We start from the raw sequence: 14,646 nt of genomic DNA, 5'->3' as shown, positions 1-14,646 counted from the left end.
AACCGGGGGGAATGTCAAATCTGCGCGCCGGCACCGGGCATGGCTTGCAACCGTCCGTGGGGAGGACTAGCTTTTAGCCATCATTCCCGGGCGAGCCGCCCGATGTGAGGAGAATGGACATGGCCAAGGGTCAGATGCGCAGCAACAAAGAAGCCAAGAAACCGAAAAAGGACAAGGTCGTCGCCAATACGCCTGTCACGGGTCTGGGCAGCGGCAGCGCCGGCAACAGCAAGAAGTAATTGCGGGCTTTGAAAAAAGCTTTTGGACGGTCGGCGCAAGCCGGCCGTTTTTGCTTAATTGGCGGTCGATGTCAGGGGCAGCAGCATTTCGGAGCGCGCAGCCGTGGTGCCGCTCGAGCTGGCGGCCATGATCGCAAGAATGAATAGACTGATAGCGGCCGCGATACGCATGACTGTCGTTGTCTCCAGGAGAAGCATTGAGCCTTGCAATGGCCTGTTTGGGGCGCCGCGTCAACGACTAGGTTAAGCTTTGATTAACCCTGTAAATTAAAGAAAAGTTTACCGATCAGGCGCGGCTCCAGCCCCTCTGGGCTAAGCCGCCACGCCGCTCAGCAGCCCGCTCGATTTGATGCCGTCAAAGACGAACTGCACCGCCAGCGCCGCCAGCAGGATACCCACCACGCGCGACACCACCGCAAGGCCGGTGACCCCGAGCAGGCGCTGGATGGGAATGGCCACCAGCAGGGTGAGCCAGGCGAGGAACAGGATCACCACGATCGCCAGCAGCACAGCCCAGAACTCAAGGTCCGTCGTGGTGCCGGTTGTCAGCAGGATCACCGCACTGATGGCGCCGGGACCGGCGAGCAGGGGCATGGCGAGCGGGAACACGGCGATATCATCACGCTGGCGCGCCTCCACCTCTTCCTCATCGGTCGTGCCGGTGCCGCCCGAATGGCGGGCGAACACCATGTCGATGGCGATCAGGAACAGCAGCAGGCCACCAGCGGTGCGCAGCGCGGGGATAGTGATGCCGAAGAGATCGAGGATAGGCGTGCCCAGCACGCCAAACAGCAGCAGGATGATGCCGGCGATGATGACGCCGCGCGTGGCAAAGGCAAAGCGCTGCTTGGCCGTATTGTGCTTGGTCAGCGCGGCAAAGATGAAGGCGATATCGGCGACGCCAACCGTGGCAAACAGGGTCGCAAAGGCGACAAAGAATGTGGTGGTTGGCATGGTCTTGATCCCCCAAGGCTGGGCATAGACCTAGCCCGATTGCGCTGCTTTGCCCAGAGCCCGGCAAAAACAGGGGATCACAGCATCCGTGCTCCGGTTGCCAGCCCCGCCAATGCCAGCAGCGCCACCGCGTCAAGCCAGCCGCGTGGCCGCGTCAGCCAGGCCGGTTGCGGCTTTGTCGTTGGCAGATAGCGCAGCATCCACACCGCGCCATAGCCCACCCAGACGATGAAGAAGGCGACCATCAAGAGATCCGCCCAACCCCCGCGATTGAACCCCACCATGATGCGCGTCACGCCTGCGCCGAGCAGAATGGACAACAGGTATGCCCCGAGCACGAGGCCGGAATTGCGCCAATAGGCCATTGTCAGGCGCGGATCGGTCGGAATGGTCCGGCGCCATCGCCGAAACAGAAACCAGCCACCGCTACTGAGGAGTGCCGCCACCACCAACCACATCAGACAATGCACCCACAGGTGACGGCGATAAAACTGGATGGCACGGTGCAGCTCCCCAAGGCCCGCATGAGACCTAGCCGGTTCGACGCCGATTGCCCAGCCCGTCCCATCTCGTCTACCAAGAGGCGACGAGCATCAAGGTGTCGGGGGGCATATGCGCGCATATCTCGGCAATTGCTTCTGGCTGATGCTTCCGGTGCTGGCGATCAACCTGCTCTTCGCCGGTGCGCTGCCGCCCATGCTGCAATCCGAAACCTTCTGGCGCGATATTCCGATGCCGCTGGCGCTGGCGGAAAATCTCTGCCGCTATGCCGTCACCGGCCTGCCGGCTCTGATGTTGCTGCGCCTCCGCACCCGCCGCCAGAAAGTCGGTCTCGCGCTCTACGCGCTTGGCCTTCTCGCCTATGGCTTCGCCTGGTGGCCACTAATTACCGCGCCAGCCTCAGGCTGGAGCCAAAGCTTGCTCGGCCTTGCCGCGCCCGCCTATACGCCTGCGCTCTGGCTGGCGGGCATTGGCCTGATCGGTTTTGACCTAAGCTCGACATTTCGCCGCTGGGTCAGCTGGGCCTATCTCTTTGCCGCATCGGGCTTTGTCATCGCCCATGTTCTCCATGTGGCCTTGGTAGCGGGGCGGGTCCTCGGCTAGCGCGGTGACTTGTCAGCGACATCTTCGCCCCCTAGCCTCGGGGCAGCAGTAATTCCCAAGGAACCTCATGCCCGACATTTCAGCCATTCGCGGCATTCTGTTCGACAAGGACGGCACGCTGATCGACTTCAACCAGTCGTGGTTTTCCATTCTGATGGGTCTGGCCCGCGCCGCCGCCAAGGGCGACGAAGACGCGGCGCGCGAACTGGTGACGCGGGGTGGCTATGACTGGGACGCCGAGCGCTTTGTCGGCGGCTCGGTGATTGCGGCGGGGACCACCGCCGAGCTGGTGTCGCTCTGGCATCCAGAGCTCACGCCCGATGCGGTGCGCCAGCGCGCCACCCATTATGAGGATCTGGTCAATGCGCAGATCACTCACACCGCCGTCGAAATTCCCGGCCTCACCGAAACGCTCGAGGAGCTGCTTGCGCTGGGCTATGTGCTGGGCATTGCAACCAATGATTCAGAGGCGGGCGCCCGCGCCATGGCCGAAAGCTCGGGCATCACCAATCTGATGGCGGCGATCATCGGCTATGACTCGGTGGCGCGGGCCAAGCCTTATCCAGATCAGTTGCATCTGTTTGCCGAAAAGACCGGGCTTCCACCCTCCGCCATCGCCATGGTGGGGGATAACCTCCACGATCTCGAGATGGCGCGGGCCGGTGGGGCAGGGCTCGCCATCGGCGTGCTCTCGGGTAATAGCACGCGGGCGGAACTGGCCGCCCACGCAGATATCATTCTCGACAGTATTGCCGATCTCAGAGGTCTTTTTACCGGCGTTTAGGCGCGACGCTTTTCGATCGCATCCCAGATCAGCACGGCAATATCAGGCCCGCCGAAGCGCTTGATTTCGCGAATGCCGGTCGGGGAGGTGACGTTGATCTCGGTGAGATAGTCGCCGATCACGTCAATGCCGACAAAGATCATGCCGCGTTCTTTGAGCGCTGGCCCAATCGCCGCACAAATCTCGCGCTCGCGTGGGGTCAGTTCGCTCAGCTCGGGGCGACCACCCACATGCATGTTGGAACGCGCTTCGCCATCGGCCGGGATGCGGTTGAGTCCAGCCACCGGCTCGCCATCAACGATGATGATGCGCTTGTCGCCCTTGCGCACGTCCGGCAGGTAACGCTGGATCATGAAGGGTTCGCGATAATTGCTCTCGAACAGTTCGAGCAGGCTCGCCAGGTTATGGTCGCCTTCCTGGATGAAGAACACGCCCGCGCCACCATTGCCGTAGAGCGGCTTGACGATGATGTTGCCGTGCTCCTTGCGGAAGGCATGGATCTGCTCGCGGTCACGCGTCACCAGCGTTGGCGGCATCAGCTCGGGGAAATCGGTAACGAGGATTTTCTCGGGCGCATTGCGTACCGCCGCAGGCGGGTTCACCACCAGCGTCTTGGGGTGCAGCTTTTCGAGCAGATGGGTGATGGTGATGTAGTTCATGTCGAAGGGCGGATCCTGGCGCATATGGATCACGTCCTGGGTCGACAGATCGACACGACGCGCCTCGCCCAGTTCGAAATGCTCGCCCTTAGGCTTGTCGAAAACGGTGATGGGCTGGGCCAGAGCGCTGACCTCATGGCCACGCAGCGCCAGCGTATCAGGCGTATAGTGCAGCAGCTCATGGCCGCGCGCCTGCGCCTCCAGCATCAGCGCGAACGTGGAATCGCCGCGTGGATTGATGGTGGAGACATGGTCCATCTGGACGGCGACTTTAAGTTTCATATGAGACCTCTTGCGCTGCGTCATTCCCGCGAAAGCGGGAATCTCCCTTCGCCATCACGCTCCCGCAAAAGGGGATTCCCGCTTTCGCGGGAATGACACCGTGGGTGAGCCCGTGTCAGGCGCTTACGTCGAAGGCGTTGATGACATGGCGCGGCCATCGACCGGGTGCAAGGAAAATAACATCGAAGCGGAATGGCGTTTCCGTGAGACGGGGGTGTTTGGCCAACCAGTACTGCGCGGCGCGGACAATGCGCGATTGGTTGACCGCCCCCAGCGCCTCGGCTTCCGCCGCGGATCGCGCGCGCGCCTTGACCTCGACAAACACGGTGACGCCAAAGCGGCGCGCAATCAGATCGATTTCGCCGACCGGGGTTTTGTAGCGTCGGGCGATGATGCGGTAGAATTTCAACCGCAGGAACAAAGCAGCCAGCGCTTCGGCGCGCTGACCACCGGAATGGGCGGCGATGCGTGCCTTACTCTTGGGCCTTGAGGGCGAGGGCGGCATCATAGACTTCCTTGCGCTTGAGCCCGTATTTTTTGGTCACTTCGTCGACCGCTGCCCGCGTCGGCTGGTCTGCCATCGCTTCGACCAAAGCCGCCTGCCAGTCCGCCGCATCGGGTGCGGTGGGCGCATCGGCACCAGCCACCACGATCACAGCTTCACCCTTGGTTTCGTTATCGGCAAATTCTGCAGCCAGTTCGGCCAGCGTGCCGCGACTGACGCGCTCGAAGCGCTTGGTCAGCTCCAACGCCACTGCCGCCTGCCGCTCGCCAAAGATTTTGGCCATCGCTGCCAGCGTATCATCAAGGCGGCGCGGGCTTTCGTAAAACACCAAGGTTTCACGTGAATCCCTCAGCGCCGTGATCGCATTGGCGCGCGCGCCAGCCTTGTTGGGCAGAAAGCCATGGAAAGCAAAAGCGTCGGTCGGCAGGCCCGCCACCACCAGCGCCGAGAGCAAAGCCGAGGCACCGGGAATGGGAAATACCGGCTGGCCCGCTTCTGCCATGGCACGGATCAGGGGAAAGCCGGGGTCGGAGAGCAGGGGGGTCCCCGCGTCCGAGATCAGCGCAATGGCCTCGCCAGCGGCCACATGGCGGACGATCTCTTCGGCCTTGTGCCGTTCATTGTGCTCGTGCAGCGCAATACGCCGTCCCTTGATGCCATAGTGATCGAGCAGGCGGGCGGACATGCGCGTATCTTCGCACAGCACCACCGAGGCGGCGGCCAGGGTTTCGAGCGCGCGGATGGTAATGTCGCGCAGGTTGCCGATGGGCGTCGCCACCACATAAAGACCCGGCGCCAGGGGCGGGGCGGTAAAGGCGGAGCCGGCGATGAAATAGCCGGAATGTGGATCAGTCATGCGCCTTGGGTCTCGCCTTCGCAGATTTCAACGTTCGGTTAACCTATTGATAGCCTCAATGCTAACAGTATGTGCACGCTTTGGGGACATCGGTGAACGCGTTCAACGCTGCCAAAAGCTGGAGGCGAGCTGCCCTCGGCGCCACCCTGCTGATGGTGCTGTCGGCCTGCACCATGAGCGATATCCAGATCGGCTCGCGCACGCTGAGCTTTGGCGGCGACGATGGCGGCCAGCCCCAGCAGAGCTTTCCGACCCAGCAACCCGTGATGCCCACCGGCCCATCCCAAAGCTTTGGCCGTGGTCCGGTCAAGGTGGCGCTGCTGCTGCCGTTGAGCGGCGACGCGGGCCTTGCCAGTGTCGGCACCTCGCTCGCCAATGCCAGCCGGCTGGCGATTGCGTTCATCGAAGCCAATCCCAATATCGCCGAGAATATCACCATCACCCTGCGCGATACCGGCGCGACCGTGCAGGGCGCAACCAGCGCCGCCAGCGCTGCTGTGGCCGATGGGGCCAAGCTGATCCTGGGGCCGTTGCGCGCCGATCAGGTCACCGCCGCTGGCGCTGTCGCGCGCTCGGCTGGGCTGCCCCTGATCGGTTTTTCCAACAATCCCAACGCCGCCAGCCCCGGCGTGTACCTCCTGAGCGTCTTGCCGGACGCCGAGATGAAGCGCTCACTGGACTGGATCAAAACCCAGGGTCGCCGTGGCATTGCCGGGGTGTTCCCTGCCACCGAATTCGGTCAGGCGCAGGAAACCGCGTTCCGCCAGCAGGCCGTCGCCGCCGGGTTTTCCCCGCAGGCGGTCTATACATTTTCCAATGTCGGCGAGGCCAAGCAGATCATCGATCAGGCCCTGCCCGCCATTCAGCGCGGCATGATCGACACGCTGATCCTGCCCGATCGCGCCAGCGCGCCAACTTTCGGAACGCTCCTGGCACAGGCCGGTCTGCCGCCAGGCGATCTGCAGATTGTCGGCTCGGCCGATTGGGAGGGCGATCCCGCCATTGCCAGCGCCACCCAACTCAGCGGCGCGGTTTACCCCAGCGTTGACCCCGCCGGCATGGCGGCCATTCGCGGGGATTACACCGCCCGCTTTGGCGGCCAGCCCCACGCCCTCGCCACCATCGCCTATACCGCGACGATCCTCGCCAACGTCAACACGCTGTCCATGGCCGGCCAGCCCTACAATGCAACCCTGCTCACCGCCGCCACCGGCTTTAACGGCCGCGACGGCGTGTTCCGGTTCCTCGGCAATGGCCGCAGCGAATATGGTCTCGTGCTCAAAAAACTCGCCCCCGGCGGCAGCCAGGTCATCGAGGGCGTCAAGCTCTAGGCCCGGAGTTTCCCGCGAGTGCCGAATGGAGAGTGGCCCTCGGATCAAGTCCGAGGGCAGCGCCGGTGTGTGGGGAAATTGGGCAGTTCCATAACCGCCCCAATCCTCAAAGACCTCATCCTGAGCCTGTCGAAGGACGAGGTCGAGCGAGTGGAGGTCCCTTTGCCACGCCCTCGTGGTTCGACGGGCTCACCACGAGGTCTACTGGGGCAGCGCGGACGCTACCCTATGCCGCCAGATCAGCCACCACCGCGTCGAGAACAGGAAAACCCTTCTCGGTGACGCGCAGATTGCCATTGGGCAGGGTTTCGACAAAGCCATAGCCCTTGAGATCATCGATCTGGCGCTGGTTGATTTTGCGACCGGAAATGGCGGTAAAGCGGGCCGGCGAAATGCCTTCCTTGAGGCGCAGGCCCATGACGAGGAACTCGTCGCCCTGTTCTTCCCAGGTCAGCACATCGTCCACCACCATGCCGTGCCCATTGGCCATGACCTTCTTCTGCCAGTCGAACGGCATCTTTTCAGCCGCCGTCGCATGACGCTGATTGTTGATCATCAGACGACCATGGGCACCCGGGCCAATGCCGGCATATTCGCCATAGCGCCAATAGAGCATGTTGTGCAGGCTCTCCTGACCGGGGCGGGCGTGGTTGGAAATCTCATAGGCTGGCATGCCCGCTGCGGCCGTCAGCTCCTGGGTGATTTCGTAGAAATCAGCCGCCAGATCTTCATCGGGCATGGCGAGCTTGCCCGCCTTGTGCAGGTCAAAGTAGCGCGTGCCCTGCTCGATGGTCAGCTGATAAAGCGAGAGATGTCCCTGGGCCAGCCAGAGCGCTTCCTTGAGCTCGTCTTCCCAGTCATCAAGGGTCTGGTGGGGACGCGCATAAATCAGATCAAAGCTGGAGCGTTCGAACACCGATTGCGCGATGCGCACGGCGGCGACGGCTTCTTCCACCGAGTGGCGCCGCCCGAGATCGGCCAGCGGCTTGGGCCGCAGCGACTGCACGCCCAGCGAGACGCGATTGACGCCAGCGGCGCGGAAGCCCTTGAAGCGATCGACCTCGACGCTGGTCGGATTGGCTTCGAGCGTAATTTCGGCATTGCGCTCGACGGTCCAATGCTTGGCAATGGCGTCGATGATACGCCCGGTTGCCCAGGGCGACATCAGCGAGGGCGTGCCACCGCCAAAGAACACCGACTGCACCACGCGACCGGGCGTCAGCTCGGCGGCATGGGCGATTTCGCGCTCATAGGCGGCGACATAGGCTTCTTCATCGAACGCACCGCGATGGACGTGCGAGTTGAAGTCGCAATACGGGCATTTGCTGGCGCAGAAGGGCCAGTGCACGTAAACGCCAAACAGGTCGTTGCGAGTCTTAACGGCCATGACCTACTCCAGGACCTGAGCGTGACACTGTGAGGTCACGCCTGATCAATCTGACCCTCGACAAATTTGGCGAAGGCGCGGGCGCGGTGAGAGAGGCCTTCTTTGCCCGGCTCCCAGGAATGCTTCATTTCAGCGGGCATCTGGCCAAAGGTGATGTCGTAGCCATTGGGCATGAACACCGGATCATAGCCGTGACCACGCTCGCCGCGTGGCGGCCACACCAGCGTACCCTCGCATTTGCCGACATAGAGCTCGTCGCGGCCATCGGGATGGGCCAGGCACAGCGTGGCATTGAACGAGCCGTGGCGCTGGCTGGGCGAGGTGGCATTGGCGGCCTGCAGCGCATCTTCGACGCGCTTCATGGCATGGTCGAAATTGCGCGGCACACCGGCCCAGTCGGCGGTGTAGACGCCGGGATCGCCGCCCAGCGCGTCAACGCAGAGGCCGGAATCATCTGACAGCGCCAGCATGCCCGAGGCCTGCGCCGCAGCATGGGCCTTGAGACGGGCGTTTTCGGCAAAGGTGGTGCCGGTTTCCTCGGGCTCGGGCAGGCCCAGCTCTGCGGCGGAAACAATCTCGAGGCCAAAAGGCTCGAACAGCTCCTGGAACTCGACCAGCTTGCCCTTGTTGTGGGAGGCCAGAACCAGACGGTCACCAGCGCGCAGTTTGGGGATCGATGTCATTTGCGGGTGTCCTCGGATTTGGTTTTGCCGACCAGGTCGCGCGGGGAAATGTCAAGCGCGCGCGAAATGTCGTTCCAGATGGCGCAGTCAGGGGCGACCTTGTCATGGGCAGGGTGATGGGCAGCTGGCTTTGCTCGCCGCACGGCACCGTCGCGGTTGGCCGCGTTCACGATCAGGTCGAAGAAGCGTTTCATGCTTGCAGCGCCGCCTGTTGCAGAAGGGTAAGCTCGCCAATGCCATCTTCGGCAAGAGCCATCAGGGCGTTGAGCTCATCGCGCGAGAAGGGGACCTGTTCGGCCGTACCCTGAATTTCAACGAATGTGCCGCTGCCGGTCATGACGAAATTGGCGTCGGTATGGGCTTCAACGTCTTCGAGATAATCGAGATCGAGCACGGGCGTGCCGCGATAGATGCCGCAGGAGACCGCCGCAACGCTGTCGCGCAGGGCTTTGCCCTTGGTCAGCTTGCGCTGGTCCATCCAGGTAATGGCGTCGGCCAGCGCCACATAGGCGCCGGTGATCGAGGCGGTGCGCGTGCCGCCATCGGCCTCCAACACGTCGCAGTCGACGGTGATCTGGTTTTCACCCAAAAGCTGCATGTCGACGACCGCCCGCAGCGAGCGGCCGATCAGGCGCTGGATTTCTTGAGTGCGGCCGGTCTGCTTGCCAGCAGCGGCTTCACGACGGGTCCGGCTGCCGGTGGCGCGGGGCAGCATGCCGTATTCGGCAGTGACCCAGCCTTGACCTTTGCCACGCAACCAGCCGGGGAGGCTCGTTTCAACCGATGCCGTCACCAGCACCTTGGTATTGCCGAACGACACAAGGCACGAACCCTCCGCCTTTTGCGAGACGTTGCGCTCGATGGTCACAGCGCGCATCTGATTGGGTTCACGTCCGGAGGGCCGCATGGGCAAATCACCTTAAGAGTGCAAAAAGTCCTGTTAACCGCCTCTTAACCCTCCTCGGACCGCCTCACAAGCGCCGGGCGCTTGGCGCGGGCGCTCATAAGGCTTAAATGAGCCACCAGGGTTAAAGCGGACGATTTTATCAAAAACATCATGGCAAAGCCCCCAGAAGACTTTCTTGCGGTGCTCAACACCCGCAGCCAGGACATTTTCCGCAAGATTGTGGAGCGCTATCTCGACACCGGCGTGCCGGTGGGATCGCGCGATCTGAGCCGCATGTTGCAGGTCGGGCTGTCGCCTGCCTCGGTCCGCAACGTCATGGCAGATCTTGAAGATTTGGGGCTGATCGCGGCGCCCCACACCTCCGCCGGTCGCGCGCCGACCCAGGAGGGGCTGCGGTTTTTCGTCGATGCCATGCTCGAGGTGGGTTCGGTCGATGAGCGCGAGCGCAGCCAGATTGCCAAGCATATTCAGGGGCAGGGGCAAGGTCAGGTCGAAGACTTCCTGACCGAGGCCAGCCAGATGCTATCCGGCCTCAGCCAGGGTGCCGGAGTTGTGATCGCCACCAAGGCCGACATGGTGCTCAAGCATCTCGAATTCGTCCGGCTCGACGCCATGCGGGCCATGGCGATTCTGGTGGGCGATGACGGACAGGTGGAAAACCGCATCGTCGAACTGCCACCGGGCCTCACCGCCAGTGCCCTGCAACAAGCCAGCAATTACCTCGCCCATCACGTTATTGGCCGCACCATTGCCGAAGCGCGCAAGGCTTTGAGCGAACAGCGCGCCGAACAACGTGCCGAACTCGACGAGTTGACGCAAAAGCTGGTCGATGCCGGGATCGCCACGCTCGGCCAGCCCTCAGCCTCGAGCCAGCCCACGGTCATCGTGCGGGGCCGGGCAAACCTGATCAATGACACCATGGCCTCGGACGACCTGGCGCGGATACGGCAATTGTTCGACGAGCTCGAAAGCAAGGATGGCCTGCTCGACCTGCTCGGCGACGCCGAAAAGGCGCAGGGCGTGCGCATTTTCATCGGCTCGGAAAACAAGCTGTTCTCGCTCTCCGGCTCCTCGGTCATCCTGTCGCCCTATAAGGATGCCAATGACAAGGTGGTCGGCGTTCTGGGCGTCATCGGTCCGACGCGCCTCAACTATGCGCGCATTGTGCCGGTGGTCGACTACACCGCCAATGTGATCACCGCGATGATGGCGCGCAAGCGCAGTTAATCCGGTGCGGCTTTGGCAAGGCTTGAAAACCGTGCCGCTTTGGCCGATATGCGGGTTCAAACCCTAGTGACATGCGGAACAGATAATGATGAGCGACGAAAACGCCTCGCCCGACGAGACCCCAGAGATCGACATTTCGGCGGACGTTACCCCCGAAATCGACCCGGTGGACGCGCTGCGCGCTGAGAACGCCGAGCTCAAAGATCGGGTGCTGCGCACCATTGCCGAGATGGAAAACCTGCGCAAGCGCACCGAACGCGACGTGGCCGATACCCGCAGCTATGCCATTGCCGGCTTTGCCCGCGACATGCTGAGCGCCACCGATGCGCTGAGCCGCGCGCTGATGGTGCTGCCAGCCGAGGCGCGCGAAAGCGGCGACGCAACCACAAAGAGCCTGATCGAAGGCATCGAAATGACCGAGCGCGAAATGCAGCGCCTTCTGGCCAAGCACGGCGTGACGCCAATCGAGGCCGACGGTCAGAAGTTCGATCCATACAAGCATCAGGCGATGTTCGAAGTACCCGATCCCACGCGCCCCGAAGGCACCGTGGTTCAGGTGGTTCAGGCCGGTTTTGCCATTGGCGACCGCGTGCTGCGTCCTGCCATGGTGGGCGTTGCCAAGGGCGGCCCGAGCCACGCTCCGGCCGACGAAGCAATCGACAAGAGCGTCTGACGCTTCTGTCGCCACAAGAATTAAAGGGCGCCCCAGCGGGCGTCCTTTTTGTTTGGCATAATGAGAATGGGCCCGATGAGAGCATCGCTTCGACACAAAGCCATCGCCGTGTGCACAGCTAAGATCGCCGCAAAAGGCGAGGGGGTCGGGCTGTCCTTTTACGCCTTTTTCGCCAACCGTAATGAAGATCCGGACCTGCTGATGGAAGCGGCGACTTGGTGGATCCAGACCCACAAGCTCGACCACTTCGAAAAAGCCCAAAAGATCAAGGTTATGCTCGAGGCCGGTGCCTGACAGAGGACGATGGTTTCACGTGAATCCTTGGGACAGGGTCTGTCCACCCCCACCGGTCGTCACACTCGGGCCTGACCCGAGGGCTCTGCACTTTCTGCGGCCTCAGCAAACACCCTCGGGTCAAGCCCGAGGGTGACGCGGTGAGTGAGGGGGCGGGACTCAGCGCAGTGAAGAGGGAAACACCAGCCCATCAGTCGTCTCCCTCCCCCTTGTGGGGAGGGATCAAGGGTGGGGGAGAATCCCGCGCATTGAATGCGGCCTACCCCAAAATCTCCCGGCTCATCGCCCGCACCACGCCGGCGTCTTCCATATCCGCCCAGGCCTTCTCCAACGATCCAGCATTATCGATGGCGCGAGTGGCGTCCTCGATGACGGTGACGTCAAAGCCCGCCGCAGCCGCATCGATGGCAGTCCAGCCGACGCAGAAATCCGTCGCGAGGCCGACGATATAGAGCCGGTCGACATCGCGCTCATTGAGATACCCAGCCAGCCCGGTCAGCGTCTCGCGATCGGCTTCCTGAAAGCCGGAATAACTGTCGATCTGGCGGTGATAGCCCTTGCGGATGATCAGCTGGCCGTGCGGCACATCGAGTTCACTGGTGATCGCTGCGCCGTGGGTGTTCCAGACACAGTGATCGGGCCACAGCACCTGGGTGCCGTAGGCCAATTCCACCGTTTCGAATGGCGTTTTGCCCTGATGCTGGCTGGCAAAGGAGATGTGATCAGCCGGATGCCAGTCCTGGGTCAGCACCACATTGGTGAACTTCTTGGCCAACTGATTGATCAGCGGCACGATCTCGTCGCCTCCGGCCACCGCCAGATTACCACCCGGCAGGAAATCATATTGCACATCGACAATGACGAGCACGTCGGTGGGGCGGATGGCGGTGGTCATGGCGTATCCTCGGTTTTGATCCATTGGGCGGGCAAGAGGCCGCGCACCGAATTGCCGAGCCAGAGTGCATCGGCGCGTTCGAGGTCGGCAAGCCGCAAAACCTGCTCGACGGCCTTGCCGCTGGCGAGCAGCTCGGCCCGCAAGGTGCCGGGCAACAGCCCGGAGCTGAGCGGCGGGGTCAGCAGGATGCCGTCGCGCTCGACAAAGAGATTGGTGATCGAGCCTTCCGTCAGCTCATCGCGCTCATTGAGAAACACGACTTCATCCACGCCCCAGGCGGCATGGGCGCGCTGGCGGGGCTCATCGTAAAACGCGCGGTTGGTGGTTTTGTGCGCCAGCCACAGGCTCGCCGAATCAAGCCGGTCTGGCGCGATGGCAAAGCGGAATACATCCGGATTGGGGGGCAGGGCGACGGCGGTGACGGCAGGACCCTTGGCGTCGAGCGTCAGGCGCACCCGCATCTGCTCGGCAGCAAAACCGGCGCTGGCCTGTTCAAGCTGGGCGAGAACAGCCTCTCGCGCGTAGGGCAGCCCAAAATACTGCGCCGACAAATCCATGCGCGCACTATGGCGGTCGAGCAGGTCATAGCCTGTTGCCCGGTCCCAGCGCAGGGTTTCGATCAGCGTCACCGGAACAGCCGAATTGGTCAGGAATGCCATTTTGAGCAGGGCCTCGCGATACTCGTCCTCGGCGGTGGAGTCAGCGACAATGCCGCCGCCAATGCCGATCTCGCCACGACCCTCTGCGTCGATCACAGCGGTGCGGATGGCGACATTGAGCGTGAGATCGCCGTCAGGCGCAAAATAGCCGATGGAGCCGGTATAGACGCCGCGCGGTCCGGCCTCGACCTCGTGAATGATTTCCATGGCGCGCAGCTTGGGGGCGCCGGTGATCGAGCCGCAGGGGAACAGATTGGCCAAAACCTCGGTGGTGGAAATCCCCGGCCGCCGCTGGGCAGCAATCCCCGAAGTCATGGTGTGAAGCGTCGAATAGGTTTCGACGGTGAACAGGTGCGTCACCTTAACCGAGCCGATCGTGGCGATACGGCCGAGATCATTGCGCAAGAGATCGACGATCATCAGGTTTTCGGCGCGGTTCTTTTCATCGCCAGCCAATGCCGCGCGACCGACCGCATCTTCGGCGATGGTGCGTCCGCGCTTGAGCGTGCCCTTCATCGGACGGGCCGACAGCGTATCGCCCTTGCTCGCGACAAACAGTTCGGGCGAGCGCGACAGGATCCATTGGCTGCCGGTATGGATCAGCGCGCCATAGCTGACAGGCTGCTTGGCGACGAGATCGCGGTAGAGTGCCACTGGATCGCCGTCGAGCCGAAAGCGCGCCTTGAGCGTCAGATTGACCTGATAGGTATCGCCTGCCTCGATCAGCGCTTTCACCCGCGTGAAGGCCTTGGTGTAATCGGCCAGGTCCAGGCTGGGCACCACATCCACTGCTTGCCCGGTTGCTGTGCCAGCGGTCTCGGCGAGCAGCTGATCGACCTCATCGACGCTCAAGCGCTGCGGTGCGTCATAAAGCCCAAGCCAGAGCAGGGGCGTTGCCGAGCGTTCGGGTAGCAGATGTGCCAGCCGCTCTTCGAAGACAAAGCCCATTTCATAGGCCAGATATCCCGCCGCCCACAGGCCCTGGCTTTTGGCCGCATCCAGCTCCGCCAATGCAGCGCGCACGCCGGCGGCGTCATGGGCCACCAGCACAGAGCGGGGCGCGCTGAACAGCAGGTTTTCCCCGCCGGGAGCGCGCGTATCATGGAGCAATACGGAGCCAGGTGCGAACATGGCGGACTTCTAGGCAATTTCGGGCGCGCCGTCACCGCCTCAACCCAACAATTAGCTATTGGCGAACGGGAGTGTC

17 protein-coding genes are annotated in these 14,646 nt (G+C 62.7%); 6 read left to right on the top strand and 11 right to left on the bottom strand.

All coding sequences use genetic code 11. The features are described 5' to 3' along the window. Positions 1–551: 551 nt before the first annotated feature. The gene (locus WH87_RS08520) at positions 552–1,193 is read right to left on the bottom strand and encodes a MarC family protein (RefSeq protein ID WP_046139501.1); all 642 of its coding nucleotides are present in this window, start codon (positions 1,191–1,193) and stop codon (positions 552–554) included. Between the two features lie 77 nt (positions 1,194–1,270). After that, positions 1,271–1,651, bottom strand: a complete 381-nt coding sequence (locus tag WH87_RS08515; protein ID WP_046139502.1) for a hypothetical protein — start codon at positions 1,649–1,651, stop codon at positions 1,271–1,273. Between the two features lie 154 nt (positions 1,652–1,805). Between WH87_RS08515 and WH87_RS08510 the strand changes: the two genes are divergently transcribed. Together WH87_RS08510 and WH87_RS08505 are read left to right on the top strand one after the other, a co-directional pair. Continuing rightward, positions 1,806–2,297 (top strand): hypothetical protein, encoded by a 492-nt coding sequence (locus tag WH87_RS08510; protein ID WP_046139503.1) that lies wholly within the window; start codon positions 1,806–1,808, stop codon positions 2,295–2,297. Between the two features lie 67 nt (positions 2,298–2,364). Further along, positions 2,365–3,081, top strand: a complete 717-nt coding sequence (locus WH87_RS08505) for an HAD family hydrolase (protein ID WP_046139504.1) — start codon at positions 2,365–2,367, stop codon at positions 3,079–3,081. Here WH87_RS08505 and gshB read toward each other — a convergent pair. The 3 genes from gshB to rsmI form a co-directional block, all read right to left on the bottom strand. After that, complete coding sequence (gene gshB, locus WH87_RS08500; RefSeq protein ID WP_046139505.1) at positions 3,078–4,022, bottom strand: glutathione synthase; 945 nt, start codon at positions 4,020–4,022, stop codon at positions 3,078–3,080. The genes WH87_RS08505 and gshB overlap by 4 nt on opposite strands. 115 nt (positions 4,023–4,137) lie before the next feature. Then, positions 4,138–4,530: a YraN family protein gene (locus WH87_RS08495; RefSeq protein ID WP_046139506.1), complete on the bottom strand. Its 393-nt coding sequence runs from the start codon at positions 4,528–4,530 to the stop codon at positions 4,138–4,140. Next, positions 4,496–5,383 (bottom strand): 16S rRNA (cytidine(1402)-2'-O)-methyltransferase, encoded by an 888-nt coding sequence (gene rsmI / locus WH87_RS08490; RefSeq protein ID WP_046139507.1) that lies wholly within the window; start codon positions 5,381–5,383, stop codon positions 4,496–4,498. Before rsmI ends, WH87_RS08495 begins: the two co-directional genes overlap by 35 nt. A gap of 92 nt (positions 5,384–5,475) precedes the next feature. On the opposite strand from rsmI, the gene WH87_RS08485 reads away from it, so the two are divergent. Then, positions 5,476–6,714: a penicillin-binding protein activator gene (locus tag WH87_RS08485; RefSeq protein WP_046139508.1), complete on the top strand. Its 1,239-nt coding sequence runs from the start codon at positions 5,476–5,478 to the stop codon at positions 6,712–6,714. A 226-nt stretch (positions 6,715–6,940) separates the two neighbouring features. On the opposite strand, the gene hemW is transcribed toward WH87_RS08485, so the two are convergent. The 4 genes from hemW to rph are packed head-to-tail and all read right to left on the bottom strand — an operon-like array spanning position 6,941 to position 9,691. Beyond that, positions 6,941–8,101: a radical SAM family heme chaperone HemW gene (gene hemW, locus WH87_RS08480; protein WP_046139509.1), complete on the bottom strand. Its 1,161-nt coding sequence runs from the start codon at positions 8,099–8,101 to the stop codon at positions 6,941–6,943. A gap of 35 nt (positions 8,102–8,136) precedes the next feature. Further along, positions 8,137–8,784, bottom strand: a complete 648-nt coding sequence (locus tag WH87_RS08475; protein ID WP_046139510.1) for a non-canonical purine NTP pyrophosphatase — start codon at positions 8,782–8,784, stop codon at positions 8,137–8,139. After that, positions 8,781–8,978, bottom strand: coding sequence for a hypothetical protein (locus tag WH87_RS08470; protein ID WP_046139511.1), 198 nt, complete (start codon positions 8,976–8,978; stop codon positions 8,781–8,783). Before WH87_RS08470 ends, WH87_RS08475 begins: the two co-directional genes overlap by 4 nt. Then, the gene (rph, locus tag WH87_RS08465; protein WP_046139512.1) at positions 8,975–9,691 is read right to left on the bottom strand and encodes a ribonuclease PH; all 717 of its coding nucleotides are present in this window, start codon (positions 9,689–9,691) and stop codon (positions 8,975–8,977) included. Before rph ends, WH87_RS08470 begins: the two co-directional genes overlap by 4 nt. Before the next feature lie 150 nt (positions 9,692–9,841). Between rph and hrcA the strand changes: the two genes are divergently transcribed. From hrcA to WH87_RS08450, 3 genes are all read left to right on the top strand, one after another. Continuing rightward, complete coding sequence (hrcA, locus tag WH87_RS08460) at positions 9,842–10,918, top strand: heat-inducible transcriptional repressor HrcA (RefSeq protein WP_046139513.1); 1,077 nt, start codon at positions 9,842–9,844, stop codon at positions 10,916–10,918. A gap of 88 nt (positions 10,919–11,006) precedes the next feature. Next, the gene (grpE, locus tag WH87_RS08455) at positions 11,007–11,591 is read left to right on the top strand and encodes a nucleotide exchange factor GrpE (protein WP_046139854.1); all 585 of its coding nucleotides are present in this window, start codon (positions 11,007–11,009) and stop codon (positions 11,589–11,591) included. A 75-nt stretch (positions 11,592–11,666) separates the two neighbouring features. Continuing rightward, positions 11,667–11,885: a DUF6500 family protein gene (locus tag WH87_RS08450; RefSeq protein ID WP_046139855.1), complete on the top strand. Its 219-nt coding sequence runs from the start codon at positions 11,667–11,669 to the stop codon at positions 11,883–11,885. A 259-nt stretch (positions 11,886–12,144) separates the two neighbouring features. On the opposite strand, the gene pncA is transcribed toward WH87_RS08450, so the two are convergent. After that, complete coding sequence (gene pncA, locus WH87_RS08445) at positions 12,145–12,780, bottom strand: bifunctional nicotinamidase/pyrazinamidase (RefSeq protein ID WP_082092578.1); 636 nt, start codon at positions 12,778–12,780, stop codon at positions 12,145–12,147. Then, positions 12,777–14,570, bottom strand: a complete 1,794-nt coding sequence (locus WH87_RS08440) for an aminodeoxychorismate synthase component I (RefSeq protein WP_046139515.1) — start codon at positions 14,568–14,570, stop codon at positions 12,777–12,779. The genes pncA and WH87_RS08440 overlap by 4 nt, the downstream gene beginning before the upstream one ends. Positions 14,571–14,646: the final 76 nt, after the last annotated feature.

The organism is Devosia epidermidihirudinis (assembly GCF_000971295.1).
GTDB classification, from domain to species: domain Bacteria; phylum Pseudomonadota; class Alphaproteobacteria; order Rhizobiales; family Devosiaceae; genus Devosia; species Devosia epidermidihirudinis.
Note: the sequence above shows the minus strand (reverse complement) of the source record. Positions and strands in the feature narration are given on the sequence as shown.

Bases quoted from the DNA above. Each gene is read 5' to 3' on its own strand.
- WH87_RS08495 (WP_046139506.1), bottom strand. From the start codon at position 4,530: ATGATGCCGCCCTCGCCCTCAAGGCCCAAGAGTAAGGCACGCATCGCC.
- WH87_RS08515 (WP_046139502.1), bottom strand. From the start codon at position 1,651: ATGTGGTTGGTGGTGGCGGCACTCCTCAGTAGCGGTGGCTGGTTTCTG.
- WH87_RS08475 (WP_046139510.1), bottom strand. From the start codon at position 8,784: ATGACATCGATCCCCAAACTGCGCGCTGGTGACCGTCTGGTTCTGGCC.
- pncA (WP_082092578.1), bottom strand. From the start codon at position 12,780: ATGACCACCGCCATCCGCCCCACCGACGTGCTCGTCATTGTCGATGTG.
- WH87_RS08440 (WP_046139515.1), bottom strand. From the start codon at position 14,570: ATGTTCGCACCTGGCTCCGTATTGCTCCATGATACGCGCGCTCCCGGC.
- hrcA (WP_046139513.1), top strand. From the start codon at position 9,842: ATGGCAAAGCCCCCAGAAGACTTTCTTGCGGTGCTCAACACCCGCAGC.
- WH87_RS08510 (WP_046139503.1), top strand. From the start codon at position 1,806: ATGCGCGCATATCTCGGCAATTGCTTCTGGCTGATGCTTCCGGTGCTG.
- hemW (WP_046139509.1), bottom strand. From the start codon at position 8,101: ATGGCCGTTAAGACTCGCAACGACCTGTTTGGCGTTTACGTGCACTGG.
- rph (WP_046139512.1), bottom strand. From the start codon at position 9,691: ATGCGGCCCTCCGGACGTGAACCCAATCAGATGCGCGCTGTGACCATC.
- WH87_RS08520 (WP_046139501.1), bottom strand. From the start codon at position 1,193: ATGCCAACCACCACATTCTTTGTCGCCTTTGCGACCCTGTTTGCCACG.
- WH87_RS08505 (WP_046139504.1), top strand. From the start codon at position 2,365: ATGCCCGACATTTCAGCCATTCGCGGCATTCTGTTCGACAAGGACGGC.
- WH87_RS08450 (WP_046139855.1), top strand. From the start codon at position 11,667: ATGAGAGCATCGCTTCGACACAAAGCCATCGCCGTGTGCACAGCTAAG.
- rsmI (WP_046139507.1), bottom strand. From the start codon at position 5,383: ATGACTGATCCACATTCCGGCTATTTCATCGCCGGCTCCGCCTTTACC.
- WH87_RS08470 (WP_046139511.1), bottom strand. From the start codon at position 8,978: ATGAAACGCTTCTTCGACCTGATCGTGAACGCGGCCAACCGCGACGGT.
- grpE (WP_046139854.1), top strand. From the start codon at position 11,007: ATGAGCGACGAAAACGCCTCGCCCGACGAGACCCCAGAGATCGACATT.
- gshB (WP_046139505.1), bottom strand. From the start codon at position 4,022: ATGAAACTTAAAGTCGCCGTCCAGATGGACCATGTCTCCACCATCAAT.